The sequence below is a fragment of the Pseudomonas sp. FYR_5 genome, from assembly GCF_043106315.1.
Classification (GTDB): Bacteria; Pseudomonadota; Gammaproteobacteria; order Pseudomonadales; family Pseudomonadaceae; genus Aquipseudomonas; species Aquipseudomonas putida_Y.
Window position 1 is genome coordinate 70,410 of record NZ_JBICMK010000087.1, and the last position, 14,768, is coordinate 85,177.

The 14,768-nt window shown below is 61.6% G+C and carries 18 protein-coding genes; 7 read left to right on the forward strand and 11 right to left on the reverse strand.

The features are described from left to right. Positions 1–1,440, forward strand: a complete 1,440-nt coding sequence (gene tldD, locus ACF8RA_RS15270) for a metalloprotease TldD (RefSeq protein WP_209967842.1) — start codon at positions 1–3, stop codon at positions 1,438–1,440. Positions 1,441–1,497: 57 nt separating this feature from the next. Here the strand turns inward: tldD and yjgA are convergent, their stop codons facing one another. Next, complete coding sequence (gene yjgA / locus ACF8RA_RS15275; RefSeq protein ID WP_003255152.1) at positions 1,498–2,019, reverse strand: ribosome biogenesis factor YjgA; 522 nt, start codon at positions 2,017–2,019, stop codon at positions 1,498–1,500. Positions 2,020–2,128: 109 nt separating this feature from the next. On the opposite strand from yjgA, the gene pmbA reads away from it, so the two are divergent. The 6 genes from pmbA (at position 2,129) to ACF8RA_RS15305 (ending at position 7,496) form a co-directional block, all read left to right on the forward strand. Next, positions 2,129–3,475, forward strand: a complete 1,347-nt coding sequence (gene pmbA, locus ACF8RA_RS15280; RefSeq protein WP_176683751.1) for a metalloprotease PmbA — start codon at positions 2,129–2,131, stop codon at positions 3,473–3,475. A gap of 243 nt (positions 3,476–3,718) precedes the next feature. After that, positions 3,719–4,120, forward strand: coding sequence for a hypothetical protein (locus ACF8RA_RS15285; protein ID WP_012051310.1), 402 nt, complete (start codon positions 3,719–3,721; stop codon positions 4,118–4,120). Further along, entirely contained in the window at positions 4,113–5,489 is a 1,377-nt protein-coding gene (locus tag ACF8RA_RS15290; RefSeq protein ID WP_392487883.1) for a class II fumarate hydratase, read from the forward strand. Before ACF8RA_RS15285 ends, ACF8RA_RS15290 begins: the two co-directional genes overlap by 8 nt. Before the next feature lie 27 nt (positions 5,490–5,516). Next, entirely contained in the window at positions 5,517–5,978 is a 462-nt protein-coding gene (locus ACF8RA_RS15295) for a hypothetical protein (RefSeq protein ID WP_176683749.1), read from the forward strand. Position 5,979: 1 nt separating this feature from the next. Then, positions 5,980–6,591 (forward strand): superoxide dismutase, encoded by a 612-nt coding sequence (locus tag ACF8RA_RS15300; RefSeq protein WP_176683748.1) that lies wholly within the window; start codon positions 5,980–5,982, stop codon positions 6,589–6,591. 11 nt (positions 6,592–6,602) lie between these two features. Next, on the forward strand, positions 6,603–7,496 hold the full coding sequence (locus ACF8RA_RS15305) for a ZIP family metal transporter (RefSeq protein WP_049586462.1): 894 nt from the start codon (positions 6,603–6,605) through the stop codon (positions 7,494–7,496). Between the two features lie 23 nt (positions 7,497–7,519). On the opposite strand, the gene ACF8RA_RS15310 is transcribed toward ACF8RA_RS15305, so the two are convergent. From ACF8RA_RS15310 to ACF8RA_RS15355, 10 genes are all read right to left on the reverse strand, one after another. Then, positions 7,520–7,792 (reverse strand): HPr family phosphocarrier protein, encoded by a 273-nt coding sequence (locus tag ACF8RA_RS15310; RefSeq protein WP_010952144.1) that lies wholly within the window; start codon positions 7,790–7,792, stop codon positions 7,520–7,522. 19 nt (positions 7,793–7,811) lie between these two features. Beyond that, positions 7,812–8,666 carry an RNase adapter RapZ gene (rapZ, locus tag ACF8RA_RS15315; RefSeq protein ID WP_176683746.1) on the reverse strand — a complete coding sequence of 285 codons (855 nt, stop codon included), beginning with the start codon at positions 8,664–8,666 and terminating at the stop codon, positions 7,812–7,814. A 2-nt stretch (positions 8,667–8,668) separates the two neighbouring features. Then, a complete protein-coding gene (ptsN, locus tag ACF8RA_RS15320) occupies positions 8,669–9,133 on the reverse strand; it encodes a PTS IIA-like nitrogen regulatory protein PtsN (protein ID WP_003255137.1) in 465 nt (154 codons plus the stop codon). A gap of 12 nt (positions 9,134–9,145) precedes the next feature. Further along, the gene (gene hpf, locus ACF8RA_RS15325; protein ID WP_003255135.1) at positions 9,146–9,454 is read right to left on the reverse strand and encodes a ribosome hibernation-promoting factor, HPF/YfiA family; all 309 of its coding nucleotides are present in this window, start codon (positions 9,452–9,454) and stop codon (positions 9,146–9,148) included. A 79-nt stretch (positions 9,455–9,533) separates the two neighbouring features. Continuing rightward, the gene (locus ACF8RA_RS15330; RefSeq protein ID WP_028697418.1) at positions 9,534–11,027 is read right to left on the reverse strand and encodes an RNA polymerase factor sigma-54; all 1,494 of its coding nucleotides are present in this window, start codon (positions 11,025–11,027) and stop codon (positions 9,534–9,536) included. Positions 11,028–11,203: 176 nt separating this feature from the next. Continuing rightward, entirely contained in the window at positions 11,204–11,929 is a 726-nt protein-coding gene (gene lptB / locus ACF8RA_RS15335; protein ID WP_176683745.1) for an LPS export ABC transporter ATP-binding protein, read from the reverse strand. Continuing rightward, complete coding sequence (gene lptA / locus ACF8RA_RS15340; protein ID WP_209967834.1) at positions 11,930–12,454, reverse strand: lipopolysaccharide transport periplasmic protein LptA; 525 nt, start codon at positions 12,452–12,454, stop codon at positions 11,930–11,932. Continuing rightward, positions 12,441–13,013, reverse strand: a complete 573-nt coding sequence (lptC, locus tag ACF8RA_RS15345; RefSeq protein WP_176683743.1) for an LPS export ABC transporter periplasmic protein LptC — start codon at positions 13,011–13,013, stop codon at positions 12,441–12,443. Before lptC ends, lptA begins: the two co-directional genes overlap by 14 nt. 8 nt (positions 13,014–13,021) lie before the next feature. Continuing rightward, entirely contained in the window at positions 13,022–13,546 is a 525-nt protein-coding gene (locus ACF8RA_RS15350) for a KdsC family phosphatase (RefSeq protein ID WP_392519323.1), read from the reverse strand. Between the two features lie 12 nt (positions 13,547–13,558). Further along, positions 13,559–14,533, reverse strand: coding sequence for an SIS domain-containing protein (locus tag ACF8RA_RS15355; RefSeq protein ID WP_176683741.1), 975 nt, complete (start codon positions 14,531–14,533; stop codon positions 13,559–13,561). Between the last annotated feature and the right edge of the window lie 235 nt (positions 14,534–14,768).

The window sequence follows — 14,768 nt, forward strand, 5'->3', positions numbered from 1 at the left end:
ATGAGCCAGATGTTATCCACCGTCAGCGAGCAGCTCCTGGCCCCAGGCGGCTTGACCCTGGACAGCCTGCAGAGCGTGCTGGGTGAGTTGGCTGGCCCCGGCATCGACGCCGCCGACCTGTATTTCCAGGGCCAGATCTCGGAAACCTGGGCGCTGGAAGACGGCATCGTCAAAGAGGGCAGCTTCAACCTCGACCAGGGCGTGGGCGTGCGTGCCCAGTCCGGCGAAAAAACCGGCTTCGCCTACAGCAACGCGATCAACCTTGAAGCGCTGACCTCGGCAGCCCGTGCTGCCCGTTCGATTTCCCGTGCCGGGCAGAACGGCACGGTGCAAGCCTTCCGCAGCCAGGAGGTGGCCGCCCTGTATGCCGCGGACAACCCGCTGGACGTGCTCAGTCGTGCCGAAAAGGTCGAGTTGCTTAAACGTGTCGATGCCGCCACCCGTGCCCTGGACCCGCGCATTCAGCAGGTCAGCGTGAGCATGGCTGGGGTTTGGGAGCGTATTCTGATTGCTGCGGCCGATGGCAGCCTGGCCGCCGACGTACGTCCGCTGGTGCGCTTCAATGTCAGCGTCATCGTCGAGCAGAATGGCCGTCGCGAACGCGGTGGGCAGGGCGGTGGCGGGCGTACCGATTACCGCTTCTTCACCGAAGAGCGGGTGATGGGCTATGCCCGCGAGGCTCTGCGCCAGGCCCTGGTGAACCTGGAAGCGATCCCGGCGCCGGCCGGTACCTTGCCGGTGGTGTTGGGCCCGGGCTGGTCGGGCGTGCTGTTGCACGAGGCTGTTGGCCATGGCCTGGAAGGCGACTTCAACCGCAAGGGCAGTTCGGCATTCAGCGGCCGCATTGGCGAGAAAGTGGCGTCGAGCCTGTGCACCATCGTTGACGATGGCACCCTTGAAGGCCGCCGTGGTTCTCTGAGCGTGGACGACGAAGGCACCCCGACCGAATGCACCACGCTGATCGAGAATGGTGTGCTCAAGGGCTACATGCAGGACAAGCTGAACGCGCGCCTGATGGGCATGGCAGTGACCGGCAACGGCCGCCGTGAATCTTACGCGCACCTGCCGATGCCACGCATGACCAACACCTACATGCGTGCCGGCGAAAGCGACCCGCAGGAGATCATCGCGTCGGTGAAGAAGGGGATCTACTGCGCCAATCTCGGTGGTGGGCAGGTGGATATCACCAGCGGCAAGTTCGTGTTCTCCACCAGTGAGGCCTATCTGATCGAGGACGGCAAGATTACCGCGCCGGTGAAGGGCGCAACCTTGATCGGTAATGGTCCCGAGGCGATGAGCCGGGTTTCGATGGTCGGTAACGACCTGGCACTGGACAGCGGGGTAGGGACGTGCGGCAAGGACGGGCAGTCGGTGCCGGTCGGGGTGGGGCAACCTACCTTGAAGCTGGATGCGATTACCGTAGGCGGTACGGGCGCTTGATGGCTTCGGGAGTCGTTGTGGGAGCGGGCATGCCCGCTCTCACAGGGGCCCAGCCTGTCAGCGTAGCCCGCGTTGCAACTCGTCGAGGTCGCGAATGTACTTGAACACCTTGCGCGCGGCGGCAGGCGGCTTGTTCCGCGCCTTCTCGTGCTGGGCATGGCGCACCAGCGAGCGCAGTTGCTGGCGGTCGGTGTCGGGGTACTCGTTGACGAAGCGCTCGAGGTCTTCGTCGTTACCGTCGATCAACCGGTCACGCCAGCGCTCCAAACTGTGGAAGCGTTCGTTGTACTGGCGAGTCGAGCTGTCCATCTGCTCGAGCAAGGCGTGGATGGCATCGAGGTCTTGCACGCGCATGAGCTTGCCGACGAACGACATGTGGCGTTTACGGGCGCCATGAGCGGTGTGCTTGCTGGCCTCGGCCAGTGCCTTGCGCAGCTCGTCGGTCAATGGCAGGCGCGCCAAGGTATCGGCCTTGAGCGTGGTAAGCCGCTCGCCGAGTTCGACCAGCGCATGCAGTTCGCGCTTGATCTGGGTTTTGCTTTTTTCGCCGTCGAAGGCGTCGTCGTTTGAATCAACCATGGTGGCAGTCCGCTAGAAATCGCCGCCATGATAACCAGTCGGGGGCCGCTTGTCCGGCCCGGTCGTAGAATGACCCCAAGCCGTACGCAGAATTTGAGTGGAGAGAACCATGAGTGCAGTCCAGAGCGTAGGTCCGAGAGACCTGCCAGCATTGCAGGAACAGGTCGAGGCGATCATCGCCGAGGCGCGTCGTCAGGGGGCCAGTGCCTGCGAAGTGGCGGTGTCGCTGGAGCAGGGGCTGTCCACCACCGTACGCCAGCGTGAGGTCGAAACGGTCGAGTTCAACCGCGACCAGGGCTTTGGTATCACCCTCTATGCTGGCCAGCGTAAAGGTTCGGCCAGCACCTCGGCCAGTGGCCCGGAGGCGATCCGCGAGACCGTCGCCGCAGCGCTGGCAATTGCCAGGCACACCTCCGAGGATGAATGCTCGGGCTTGGCCGACGCGGCACTGATGGCGCGTGAAATCCCTGATCTGGACCTGTACCACGACTGGGATATCGAGCCCGAGAAGGCCATTGAAATGGCCTTGGCCTGCGAGGCCGCGGCCTTCGACGCCGACCCGCGCATCCTCAACGCCGATGGCACCACCCTCAATACCCACCAGGGCTGCCGCGTGTATGGCAACAGCCATGGATTCATCGGTGGTTACGCCTCGACCCGGCACAGTCTGAGCTGCGTGATGATTGCCGAAGGCGACGGGCAGATGCAGCGTGACTACTGGTACGACGTGAACCGCCAAGGCAACCTGCTGGCCGACCCGCGCAGCATCGGCGTGCGCGCTGCCCAGCGTGCCGCCAACCGCCTTGGCGCCCGGCCGGTGCCGACTTGCGAGGTACCGGTGCTGTTCTCGGCCGAATTGGCCGGTGGCCTGTTCGGTAGCTTCCTGTCGGCCATTTCCGGCGGCAACCTCTACCGCAAGTCGTCGTTCCTGGAGGGTACCATTGGCCAGCGCCTGTTCCCTTCCTGGCTGACCCTCGACGAGCGCCCGCATATTCCGCGTGCGTTGGGCAGTGCTGCGTTCGACGGTGATGGCCTGGCCACCTATGCCAAACCTTTTGTCGAAAAAGGCGAGCTGGTGTCGTACTTGCTGGGCACCTACTCCGGGCGCAAGCTGGGTTTGCCGAGTACTGCCAATTCCGGTGGCGTGCACAACCTGTTCGTCAGCCACGGTGTCGAAGATCAGGCCGCGCTGATTCGCCGCATGGGGCGCGGGCTGCTGGTGACCGAACTGATGGGGCATGGCTTGAACATGGTGACGGGGGACTATTCCCGCGGTGCGGCGGGGTTCTGGGTCGAGAATGGCGAGATTCAGCATGCCGTGCAGGAAGTCACCATCGCCGGAAACATGAAGGACATGTTCCAGCAGATTGTCGCGATTGGCAGCGATCTTGAAACCCGTAGCAACATTCATACGGGCTCGGTGCTGATCGAGCGGATGACCGTTGCTGGTAGCTGATCTTTAGCCTGCGCCGGCCCTTTCGCGGATCAATCCGCTCCTACACGGTAGTGGACGCACATCGGGGTTGGACACCGGCCGTTGTAGGAGCGGGTTTACCCGCGAAGAGGCCGGCACACACTACACCTTTCTCTGCAAATCCGAAGACCCGGCCCTCGCGCCGGGTTTTTATTTCATCACCTTTTTCTTGAAGTGATTCTGTTTATCACTTAATAATGAATATCATTATCCAGTAACCCGGCGATGATGTTCATGAAATCCGTCCTCCGCGAACTGCCCTACCTGGAAAACTGGCGCTGGCTCAGCCGGCGCATTCGCTGTGCGCTCGACCCCGACGAGCCGCGCCTGATCGAGCATTACCTGGCCGAAGGCCGCTATCTGGTGTGTTGCACCGAAACCTCGCCATGGACGGTGGCGCTGACAGCGTTTCGCCTGCTGCTGGATACCGCCTGCGATCGCATGCTCCCCTGGCATTGGCGTTGCCTGTGCCTGGATCAGGCGTGGCGCCCTCTGCTGGACCTGCGCAACCTCGACCGCCAGGAACAGAACCAACGCTGGCAACCCTACGCCCTGCAGTTGGCCAATTGCCGTCTGCTGCCTTCGATTTCTCCCGATGAACTGATGCAAGGATTTGATGATGAGTGATACCCGTATCGAGCGTGACAGCATGGGTGAGCTGCAGGTGCCGGCCCAGGCCCTCTACGGCGCCCAGACCCAGCGCGCGGTCGACAACTTCCCGATCAGCGGCCAGCGTATGCCGGCCCAGTTCATTCGTGCCTTGTTGCTGGCCAAGGCCGCTGCGGCCAAGGCCAACGTCGAACTGGAGCAACTGTCTGCCGGGCAGGGCCAGGCTATCGTCAAGGCTGTCGAGCAACTGCTGGCCGAGGACTTCATCCAGCACTTCCCGGTGGATGTGTTCCAGACAGGCTCTGGCACCAGTTCGAACATGAACGCCAATGAGGTGATCGCCACCTTGGCTACCCATGTACTGGGTGAGGCGGTCAATGCCAATGACCACGTCAACTGTGGCCAGAGCAGCAATGACATCATTCCGACCACCATCCACGTCAGTGCCGCGCTGGCCCTGCACGAGCAGTTGCTGCCAGCCCTGGCGCACCTGGTACAGGTGATCGAGGTCAAGTCGGCACAAGTACATTCATTCGTGAAGACCGGTCGTACTCACCTGATGGACGCGATGCCCGTGCGCATGAGCCAGGTGCTGGATGGCTGGGCTGCGCAGATCAATGCTGCCAAGGCGCATATCGAAGCGATGCTGCCGCACCTGCAGGCGCTGGCCCAGGGCGGAACTGCCGTGGGTACCGGCATCAATGCCCATCCACAGTTCGCGGTCGGTTTCGCTCGCCAGCTCAGTGGCCTGACCAAGGTCGAGTTCACGCCCGGCCAGAACCTGTTCGCCCTGATCGGCTCGCAGGACACTGCCGTGGCGTTGTCTGGCCAGCTCAAGACCACCGCTGTGGCGTTGATGAAAATCGCCAACGATCTGCGCTGGATGAACTCCGGCCCGCTGGCCGGTCTGGGCGAAATCGAGCTGCAAGCTCTGCAGCCGGGCTCTTCGATCATGCCAGGCAAGGTCAACCCGGTGATCCCGGAGGCCACTGCCATGGTCTGCGCCCAAGTGATTGGCAACGACGCGACCATCGCCGTCGCCGGCCAGTCCGGTAACTTCGAGTTGAACGTGATGCTGCCGGTGATCGCCCGTAACCTGCTGGAAAGCATCGAACTGATGGCCAACGTCAGCCGCTTGCTGGCCGACAAAGCCATCGCCACCTTCAAGGTCAACGAAGACAAACTCAAGGAAGCCCTTGCGCGCAACCCGATCCTGGTCACTGCATTGAATCCGATCATCGGCTACCTCAAAGCCGCCGAAATCGCCAAGACCGCCTACAAGCAAGGTCGCCCAATCATCGATGTTGCGCTGGAGCACACCGACCTGTCCCGCGACCAGCTCGAAGCGCTGCTGGACCCGGAAAAGCTCACCGCCGGCGGTATCTGACACTGCGTCACCGCCCAGGAGACAGCCATGCAGCACTGGAAACGCACCACGGAAACCGCCAACCGCCTATTCGAACAAGGCGAGCTGGTGGACGCCCGGGAACACTACCTGCAAGCCTTGGCGTTGGCCCAGGTGCTGTTCGAGCGCTGGCATGACGTGGACGAAGCGGTGGCTGCATTCGTCATCGCCCACCACAACCTGGCTGACCTGCACCTGCGCCTTGACCAGCCGCATGAAAGCGCCGACTACCTGTGCGCTGCTCACCAGCGACTGCTGCAGGCCTGCCAGGAAGTGCGCCTGCCTCAGGCGCTGCGTGATGCCGCCTTGCGCCACAGTGCGCGCACTTACACCGAGCTGCTGAGTTTCATTGCCGAGTATGGCCAGTACCCGCGTACCGAGCGCTTGCTCAACCGCCACAGCGCCGGGGCCAGCGAGCTCGCTGCCCAGCCGGATGTAACACCCAGAACCCATGCCTACGGAATTCACTGACATGCCCCATACCTTGCCTGCATTGCCATACGCCTACGATGCGCTGGAACCACACATTGATGCCCAGACAATGGAAATCCACCACACCAAGCATCACCAGACTTACGTGAACGGCCTCAATGCCGCCCTCGAAGGTACCGAGTGGGCCGAATGGCCGGTGGAAAAACTGGTCGCTGCCGTCAAGCAACTGCCGGAAAACCTGCGTGGCGCCGTGACCAACCACGGCGGTGGTCACGCCAACCACAGCCTGTTCTGGACTGTCATGTCGCCTCAGGGCGGTGGCGAGCCTGTGGGCCAACTGGCGCAAGCCGTCACTGCACAACTTGGCGGCTTCGAGGCTTTCAAGGAGGCTTTCACCAAAGCCGCGTTGACCCGCTTCGGCAGCGGATGGGCCTGGCTCAGCGTGACGCCGCAAAAAACCTTGATGGTGGAGAGTAGCGGCAACCAGGACAGCCCGCTGATGCACGGCAATACGCCGATCCTCGGCCTGGACGTGTGGGAGCACGCGTACTACCTCAAGTACCAGAACCGTCGTCCGGAATACATCGGTGCCTTCTACAACGTCATTGACTGGGTGGAAGTTGAACGTCGTTACCTTGAAGCCCTGAAGTGAGTCGGACCGGTATGCGCTCTGAGGTGATGTCTGTCAGCAGTGTGCGCCTGTTCCGCCTGGCGCTTGGGACTTTGCTTTTGCTGGCTGGCGCCGCGTTATTGGTGGCGCGGGGCCTCGCCTGGCTAGACCTCGACCCGCGCATGCTGCGCGCCCTGGAGGGCGGTGCTTTGTGCGCACTGGGTACGGCACTGGGCGCAGTACCGGTACTGGTCATTCGCAATATGCCGGTGGCGCTGGCGGATACGCTATTGGGCTTCGGTGCTGGCGTGATGCTGGCGGCCACCGCGTTTTCCCTGATCATGCCGGGCCTGGCGGCGGCTCAGTCTATTGGCTTCAGCCCTTGGGGGGCAGGTGGCCTGGTCAGTTTTGGCCTGATGTTCGGGGCGTTGTGCCTGTTCCTGGTCGACCTCAAGGTATCCTGGGCTTCGCCGGAGGCGTTGGTGGGCACGGCAAACCAGCCGGTGATCGCAGCGCGCATCTGGCTGTTCGTGATTGCCATAATTGCCCACAACATCCCCGAAGGTATGGCCATTGGTGTGTCGGCCGGGGGTGGAATGGCCGACGCCGACAGCCTGGCCATGGGCATTGCCTTGCAGGATGTGCCTGAGGGGCTGGTGATCGCGCTGGTGCTGGCAGGGGCGGGCATGCCGCGCTTCAAGGCCTTCCTGATCGGCGCAGCCTCAGGCCTGGTCGAGCCGCTGGCGGCGTTGATCTGTGCCTGGCTGGTGAATGTTGCCGAACTGCTGCTGCCGCTGGGGCTGGCCTGTGCAGCGGGGGCGATGTTGCTGGTGGTCACCCAGGAAATCATTCCAGAATCGCGCAGCAACGGCCATCATCGTCTGGCCAGCCTGGGGCTGTGTACAGGTTTCTGTCTGATGATGGTGATGGATACCGCGATGTCCTGATGCAAGCGCAGGTGTGTGGGGGGCTATTCGCCTTCGTCAAAGAAGTTGTTGATCAGCTCGACCAGTGCGTCCATGGCGTCGCTGTCCTGCTCGCCTTCGGTATGCAGGTGCACCTGGGTGCCTTTGCCTGCTGCCAGCATCATCACCGCCATGATGCTCTTGCCATCCACCAGCTTGTCCGGGGCGCGACCGACCCGCACCTGGCAGGGGAAGCGGCCGGCCACACCGACGAACTTGGCTGCCGCCCGGGCATGCAGACCCAGCTTGTTGATGATGGTGATTTCGCGGGCGGGCATCGTGGGGCGGATCCTTGGGCTAGAGGTCGCGATGGCGGACCTGGACGTTTTTCAGGGTTTTCTGCAGCTGTCGACCAAGGCGCTCGGTGATGTACACCGAACGGTGATGGCCGCCAGTGCAGCCGATGGCGATGGTTACGTAGGCGCGGTTGCTGGCAGCGAAGCGGGGCAACCACTTGAGCAGGTAGCTGGAGATGTCGTTGTACATGTCTTCGACATCCGGTTGTGCGGCCAGGTAGTCGATCACGGGTTGATCGAGACCCGAGTGCTCACGCAGCTCTGGCTTCCAGTAGGGGTTGGGCAGGCAGCGCACGTCAAAAACCAGGTCGGCGTCGACCGGCATCCCCCGCTTGAAACCGAACGACTCGACCAGAAACGCTGTGCCGGGCTCGGGCTGGTTCAGCAGGCGCAGCTTGATCGAGTCACGTAACTGGTACAGGTTCAGGTTGGTGGTGTCGATCTTCAGGTCGGCCAGGTCGGCAATAGGGCCCAACAATTCGCTTTCCACGCGGATCGCTTCCGCGAGCGAGCGGTTGGCGTTGGTCAGGGGGTGCCGCCTGCGGGTTTCCGAGAAACGTTTGAGAAGGACCTCTTCATCGGCATCCAGGTACAACACGTCACACTGGATGTGCCGGGCGCGGGCTTCTTCAAGCAGTTCGGGGAAGCGCGTCAGGTGGCTGGGCAGGTTGCGCGCATCGATAGACACCGCCACCTTGGGCTGCAGCAAATCGGTGTTGATCAGTGCATTTTCCGCCAACTGCGGCAGCAGCCCGGCGGGTAAATTGTCGATGCAATAGAAACCGCTGTCTTCCAGGACATCGAGGGCGGTGCTCTTGCCGGAGCCGGACCGGCCGCTGACGATGATCAGGCGCATGTTCAGTGCTCGTTCTGTACGTCCAGGACAACCTGGAACAGGGCCTCATTGCTGGTGGCCGCACGCAGCCGATCACGGACTTCCTTGCGATCGAGCATGCTGGCGATCTGACGCAGTAGTTCAAGGTGGGCATCGGTGGCCGCTTCGGGCACCAGTAGCACAAACAGCAGGTCAACCGGCGCGCCATCGATAGCGTCGTAATCGATAGGGGCTTCCAGGTGCAGCAGGGCGCTGACGGGAGCGGAGCATCCTTCAAGCCGGCAGTGCGGGATGGCGATGCCATTGCCGAAACCGGTAGAACCGAGCTTTTCCCGGGCTACCAGTTTTTCGAAGACGTCCTGCATCTCCAGTTCTGGCACTTGGTCGGCGATGACAGTGGCGACCTTTTCCAGGGCGCGCTTCTTGCTGCCGCCCGGCACGTTCACGAGGGAACGGCCGGGGGTCAGGATGGTTTCAAGTCGGATCATGGATGAGGGGGATCAGCGGGCAGCTGCACCTTGCAGCAGGCTTTGCTGTTTTTCCTTGTGTTTTTTCAGTTGGCGGTCGAGCTTGTCGGCCAGGGCGTCGATCGCTGCATACATGTCTTCGTGTTCGGCGTTGGCTACCACTTCGCCGCCGGGAATCTGCAGGGTCGCCTCGACCTTCTGCTGAAGCTTCTCGACTTTCATGATTACCTGCACGTTGGTGATCTTGTCGAAGTGACTCTCCACGCGGGCGAGCTTTTCAAGCACGTAATCGCGCAGTGGCTGGGTGACTTCTACATGCTGTCCACTGATATTGACTTGCATACAGCTTCTCCTTTGTTGCCCGTGCATAAAGAGGCAGGTCTTGCACCTGCCACGAAAACGCTGTGGCACATCTCAGGGGCTACATCAGTCGCTTGCGCTCGCTCGACGGTGCGATGCCGAGTGACTCGCGGTACTTGGCGACGGTGCGACGGGCTACCTGGATGCCTTGTGCCTCCAGTAAACCAGCGATCTTGCTGTCACTCAATGGCTTTTTCTGATTTTCCGCTGCAACCAGTTTCTTGATGATCGCGCGGATCGCCGTGGACGAGCATTCTCCGCCTTCGGAGGTGCTGACATGGCTGGAGAAAAAGTATTTCAGTTCGTAGATGCCACGCGGGGTGTGCATGTATTTCTGCGTGGTAACCCGTGAGATGGTCGATTCGTGCATGCCTACTGCTTCGGCAATATCATGCAGCACCAGCGGCTTCATCGCTTCGTCGCCGTGGTCGAGGAAGCCGCGCTGGTGCTCGACGATCTGCGTGGCGACCTTCATCAGGGTCTCGTTGCGGCTTTGCAGGCTCTTGATGAACCAGCGCGCTTCCTGCAGCTGGTTGCGCATGAAGGTGTTGTCGGCGCTGGTGTCGGCACGGCGAACGAAGCCGGCGTATTGAGGGTTGACGCGCAGGCGTGGGATGGCTTCCTGATTCAGTTCTACCAGCCAACGGTCGCTGTCCTTGCGCACGATGACGTCGGGCACCACGTACTCGGGCTCGCTGGACTCGATCTGCGAACCCGGGCGCGGGTTAAGGCTTTGCACCAGTTCGATGACCTGGCGCAGTTCGTCTTCCTTGATTTTCATCCGCCGCATCAGCTGGCTGTAGTCGCGGCTGCCGAGCAGGTCGATGAAGTCGGTGACGAGGCGCTTGGCTTCGGTCATCCACGGAGTTGTAGCGGGTAGTTGGCGCAGTTGCAGCAACAGGCATTCACCGAGGTTGCGGGCGCCGACGCCAGCCGGCTCGAACTGCTGGATGCGGTGCAGTACTGCTTCGACCTCGTCCAGCTCGATATCCAGCTCCGGGTCGAAACCGGCACAGATTTCCTCGAGTGTGTCCTCCAGGTAGCCCTGACCGTTGATGCTGTCGATCAGGGTCACGGCAATCAAGCGGTCGGTATCGGACATCGGCGCCAGGTTCAACTGCCACAGCAGGTGGCTTTGCAGGCTCTCGCCGGCCGATGTACGGGTGGTGAAGTCCCACTCGTCGTCATCGTTGCTCGGCAGGCTGCTGGCGCTGGTCTGGTAGATATCTTCCCAGGCGGTATCGACCGGGAGCTCGTTGGGGATGCGCTCGCTCCACTCACCGTCTTCCAGATTGTCGGCGCTGACGGCGCTTTCCTGGAAGCTGTTGTCCTGAACTTCGGCGGCCGGTTTGTTCTCGGCGTTGTCGGCCATCGGGTCGCTGTTGTCGAAGTCTTCGCCGTCTTCCTGACGTTCGAGCATCGGGTTGGACTCCAGCGCTTCCTGGATTTCCTGTTGGAGGTCCAGGGTAGAGAGCTGGAGCAGGCGGATGGCCTGTTGCAACTGAGGTGTCATCGTCAGTTGCTGGCCCATTTTTAGGACGAGCGATGGTTTCATGGCAGGGGCTTAATACCTTGTTCGCCGGCGCGCATGCGCCATCCACTACACGAGGGCGCCGGAGCGCCAGATCAAGCAAGTTTTATGCCTTAAATTGTAGCGTTTGCCTAGAGTACCGTAACAACTTTACCCGCAGTCTCACGGCTTGCTTGCCAGTACTTCAGGCGCTTTTCGGGTCAGAGGCGGAACTCGTGGCCCAGGTAAACTTCTTTGACCAGGTCGTTTGCCAGGATGGTTTCAGCGTCGCCTTCGGCGATCAGTCGGCCATCGTTGACGATGTAAGCGGTCTCGCAGATATCCAGGGTTTCACGCACGTTGTGGTCGGTAATCAGTACACCGATACCTTTGGCCTTGAGGTGGTGGATGATCTGCTTGATGTCGCCGACCGAAATCGGGTCGACACCGGCGAACGGTTCGTCCAGCAGGATGAATTTGGGTGCGGTCGCCAGGGCGCGGGCAATCTCGACACGGCGGCGTTCGCCACCGGACAGGCTCATGCCGAGGTTGTCGCGGATGTGGCTGATGTGGAACTCCTGCAGCAGGCTTTCCAGCTCTTTGCGGCGGCCGTCCCGGTCGAGGTCCTTGCGGGTCTCGAGGATGGCCATGATGTTGTCGGCTACCGACAGCTTGCGGAAGATCGAGGCTTCCTGGGGCAGGTAGCCGATGCCGGCGCGCGCGCGGCCGTGCATGGGCTGGTAGCTCACATCGAGGCTGTCGATCAGTACGCGGCCCTGTTCGGCCTGGACCAGACCGACAATCATGTAGAAGCAAGTGGTCTTGCCGGCGCCGTTGGGGCCGAGCAGGCCGACGATCTGACCGCTTTCGATCGACAGGCTGACATCACGTACTACCTGTCGCCCCTTGTAGCTCTTTGCCAGGTGCTGGGCTTTGAGGGTTGCCATTTACTCGGCCTTCTTCTTGGGCTGGATCACCATGTCGATACGCTGACGGGGTGTTGTCACGTTGCTACCGCGACCGGCGGTGGCCACCTGGGTCTGGGTGTTGTAGACGATCTTCTCGCCTTCGGTGGTGTTGCCTTCGTTCTCGACCTTGGCGCGGTCGGTGAGAATTACCAGGTCCTTCTGCGCCTGGTACTGGATGGTCACGCCCCAGCCTTTCATCTTGTCTGGCTTGGCTGCGCTCTGCTGCTGCTCGAAGTAGGCCAGGTTGCCCACCGAGGTCACTACGTCGATATCGCCGGAGGCGGAGCGGGTAATGGTCACGGTGTTGCCTTTGATCATCATCGAACCCTGGGTGATGATCACGTCGCCGGTGTAAGTGGCCACGCCTTGCTTGTCATCCAGGTGGGCGTTGTCGGCCTGGATGCGAATAGGCTGGTCACGGTCATTCGGCAGGGCGAGGGCGCTCGCGCTTCCCAGTGCTGCGCTCAGGCTGAGCAAAAGGGGGAGGGTTTTAACGAGCCTCATACTGTCCTCTTACGTTAGAGAGCAAGTCCATCTTGCCTTCTTTCAAATACGCTTTCATGCCTTTGCCCGTAGTTGTGCCTCCGGCGCCGTCGATTCTAACGGCTTGCTCGGTCTGCGCATATTGCTTCTGCGGGAACACGGTCATGCGTGAGCTGGTAATGATGGTTTCACGCTGCTTTTCATCGGTGCGGGCAATCCGTACCTTGTCAATCAGTTCGACCTCGGTACCGTCCGGATTGACCTCGGCGCGTGTGCTCTGCACATGCCACGGGTACGCAGTGCCGCGGTACAGGTGCAGGTCCGGAGTGGTCACCTGGGTGATTTCGCTGGTCTTGAGGTGTTCGATCCTGTCGGCGGTCATTTCGTATTGCAGTTTGCCGTCGGGCAGGAACTGCACGCTGTGGGCGTTGATCGCGTAGTAATCGATGGCGCTTTCGTCGACCTGGGCCACAGGCTTGTCGAGGAAGCTTTCCGGGCTGACATTCCAGTAGCCGATGGCTACCAATAGGGCGGCTATCGCCCCGAGCAGCGCAATGTTTCGGGCTTTCTTGCTGAGCATGGGCAGCCTTACAGGTAGTTGGCGTTGGCAGCGTCCAGGGTGCCCTGGGCGTGCATGATCAGTTCGCAGAATTCACGGGCCGCGCCTTCGCCGCCGCGTGCCTGGGTCACGCCGTGGGCATGCTGGCGTACGAATGGTGCGGCGTTGGCTACGGCCATGCCCAGAGCCACCCGGCGAATCACCGGCAGGTCGGGCAGGTCGTCGCCCAGGTAAGCCACTTGATCATAGCTTAGGCCCAGTTCGGCGAGCAGGCCGTCAAGTACCACCAATTTGTCCTCCCGGCCTTGGAAGAGGTGCGGGATACCGAGGTTCCTGGCCCGGCGTTCGACCACTGGTGTCTTGCGCCCGCTGATGATCGCGGTGGTCACGCCCGAGGCCATGAGCATCTTGATGCCCTGGCCGTCGAGGGTATTGAACGTCTTGAATTCGCTGCCATCCTCGAGGAAATACAGGCGCCCGTCGGTGAGCACGCCGTCCACGTCGAACACTGCCAGCTTGATGTCTTTGCCGCGTTGCATGAGGTCCTGGTTCATTCCATCGCTCCTTTACATTACGCCGGCGCGCAGCAGGTCATGCATGTTCAGGGCACCGGTAGGGCGGTCTTCACGGTCCACCACCACCAGAGCGTTGATCTTGTGGTCTTCCATTATCTTCAGGGCTTCGGCGGCGAGCATGTCGGCACGCGCAGTCTTGCCATGAACGGTCATGACCTGGTCGATCAGAGTGGTGTGCACATCGATGTTGCGGTCCAGGCTGCGGCGCAGGTCACCGTCGGTGAAGATCCCGGCCAGCTTGCCGTCGGCTTCGACGATCACGGTCATGCCCAAACCTTTATGGGACATTTCCAGCAGCGCGTCCTTGAGCAGGGTGCCGCGTGGTACTTGAGGCAGATCGTCGCCGGCGTGCATCACGTTCTCGACCTTCAGCAGCAGGCGGCGGCCCAGCGCTCCCCCGGGGTGTGAGAAGGCAAAGTCCTCGGCAGTGAAGCCGCGGGCTTCAAGCAGGGCGATGGCCAGGCAGTCGCCCAGCACCAGCGATGCGGTTGTCGAGGAAGTGGGGGCCAGGTTCAGCGGGCAGGCCTCTTGCTCGACGCGGGCGTCAAGATTGACTTCGGCGGCCTGGGCCAGCGGCGAGTCGGGGTTGCCAGTCAGGCTGATCAGCTTGATACCCAGGCGCTTGATCAGTGGCAGCAGGGTGACGATTTCGGCAGTGCTGCCGGAATTCGACAAGGCAAGGATGACATCGTCGCGAGTGATCATGCCCATGTCGCCATGGCTGGCTTCGGCCGGGTGTACGAAAAACGCCGGGGTGCCGGTGCTGGCCAGGGTTGCGGCGATCTTGTTGCCGATGTGCCCGGACTTGCCCATGCCGACCACGACGACCCGGCCCTTGCTGGACAGAATCAGTTCGCAGGCTTTGACGAAATTGTCGTCGATGCGCGCCAAAAGGGCCTCCACGGCCTTGAGTTCCAGGCGCAGAGTGCGTTGGGCGGATTGGATCAGCTCGCTGGATTGGCTCATGTCGAAAAAGCAATGCCTGATGAAAAGGCGACGATTATACGCGTAATGATGAAAACCCTCACCTCCTCGATTACTGCAGCAAATACCACCAAAGTCTGTCGCGGGGCTGAACGGCTGGTTGCCCGGCCTTGGGGCGGCGCTGTCAGCGGTGCTATAGTTCGCCGCTATTCGGCCTGTCAGGGGTGCTTGTGCCTTCCAGATGGAGGCCGGCGTCCATTAGGACGAGGCTGCATAA

What these genes read in the sequence shown, in the direction of transcription:
- tldD (WP_209967842.1), top strand. Translation starts at nt 1, where the DNA reads ATGAGCCAGATGTTATCCACCGTCAGCGAGCAGCTCCTGGCCCCAGGC.
- yjgA (WP_003255152.1), bottom strand. Translation starts at nt 2,019, where the DNA reads ATGGTTGATTCAAACGACGACGCCTTCGACGGCGAAAAAAGCAAAACC.
- pmbA (WP_176683751.1), top strand. Translation starts at nt 2,129, where the DNA reads ATGAGTGCAGTCCAGAGCGTAGGTCCGAGAGACCTGCCAGCATTGCAG.
- ACF8RA_RS15285 (WP_012051310.1), top strand. Translation starts at nt 3,719, where the DNA reads ATGATGTTCATGAAATCCGTCCTCCGCGAACTGCCCTACCTGGAAAAC.
- ACF8RA_RS15290 (WP_392487883.1), top strand. Translation starts at nt 4,113, where the DNA reads ATGAGTGATACCCGTATCGAGCGTGACAGCATGGGTGAGCTGCAGGTG.
- ACF8RA_RS15295 (WP_176683749.1), top strand. Translation starts at nt 5,517, where the DNA reads ATGCAGCACTGGAAACGCACCACGGAAACCGCCAACCGCCTATTCGAA.
- ACF8RA_RS15300 (WP_176683748.1), top strand. Translation starts at nt 5,980, where the DNA reads ATGCCCCATACCTTGCCTGCATTGCCATACGCCTACGATGCGCTGGAA.
- ACF8RA_RS15305 (WP_049586462.1), top strand. Translation starts at nt 6,603, where the DNA reads ATGCGCTCTGAGGTGATGTCTGTCAGCAGTGTGCGCCTGTTCCGCCTG.
- ACF8RA_RS15310 (WP_010952144.1), bottom strand. Translation starts at nt 7,792, where the DNA reads ATGCCCGCCCGCGAAATCACCATCATCAACAAGCTGGGTCTGCATGCC.
- rapZ (WP_176683746.1), bottom strand. Translation starts at nt 8,666, where the DNA reads ATGCGCCTGATCATCGTCAGCGGCCGGTCCGGCTCCGGCAAGAGCACC.
- ptsN (WP_003255137.1), bottom strand. Translation starts at nt 9,133, where the DNA reads ATGATCCGACTTGAAACCATCCTGACCCCCGGCCGTTCCCTCGTGAAC.
- hpf (WP_003255135.1), bottom strand. Translation starts at nt 9,454, where the DNA reads ATGCAAGTCAATATCAGTGGACAGCATGTAGAAGTCACCCAGCCACTG.
- ACF8RA_RS15330 (WP_028697418.1), bottom strand. Translation starts at nt 11,027, where the DNA reads ATGAAACCATCGCTCGTCCTAAAAATGGGCCAGCAACTGACGATGACA.
- lptB (WP_176683745.1), bottom strand. Translation starts at nt 11,929, where the DNA reads ATGGCAACCCTCAAAGCCCAGCACCTGGCAAAGAGCTACAAGGGGCGA.
- lptA (WP_209967834.1), bottom strand. Translation starts at nt 12,454, where the DNA reads ATGAGGCTCGTTAAAACCCTCCCCCTTTTGCTCAGCCTGAGCGCAGCA.
- lptC (WP_176683743.1), bottom strand. Translation starts at nt 13,013, where the DNA reads ATGCTCAGCAAGAAAGCCCGAAACATTGCGCTGCTCGGGGCGATAGCC.
- ACF8RA_RS15350 (WP_392519323.1), bottom strand. Translation starts at nt 13,546, where the DNA reads ATGAACCAGGACCTCATGCAACGCGGCAAAGACATCAAGCTGGCAGTG.
- ACF8RA_RS15355 (WP_176683741.1), bottom strand. Translation starts at nt 14,533, where the DNA reads ATGAGCCAATCCAGCGAGCTGATCCAATCCGCCCAACGCACTCTGCGC.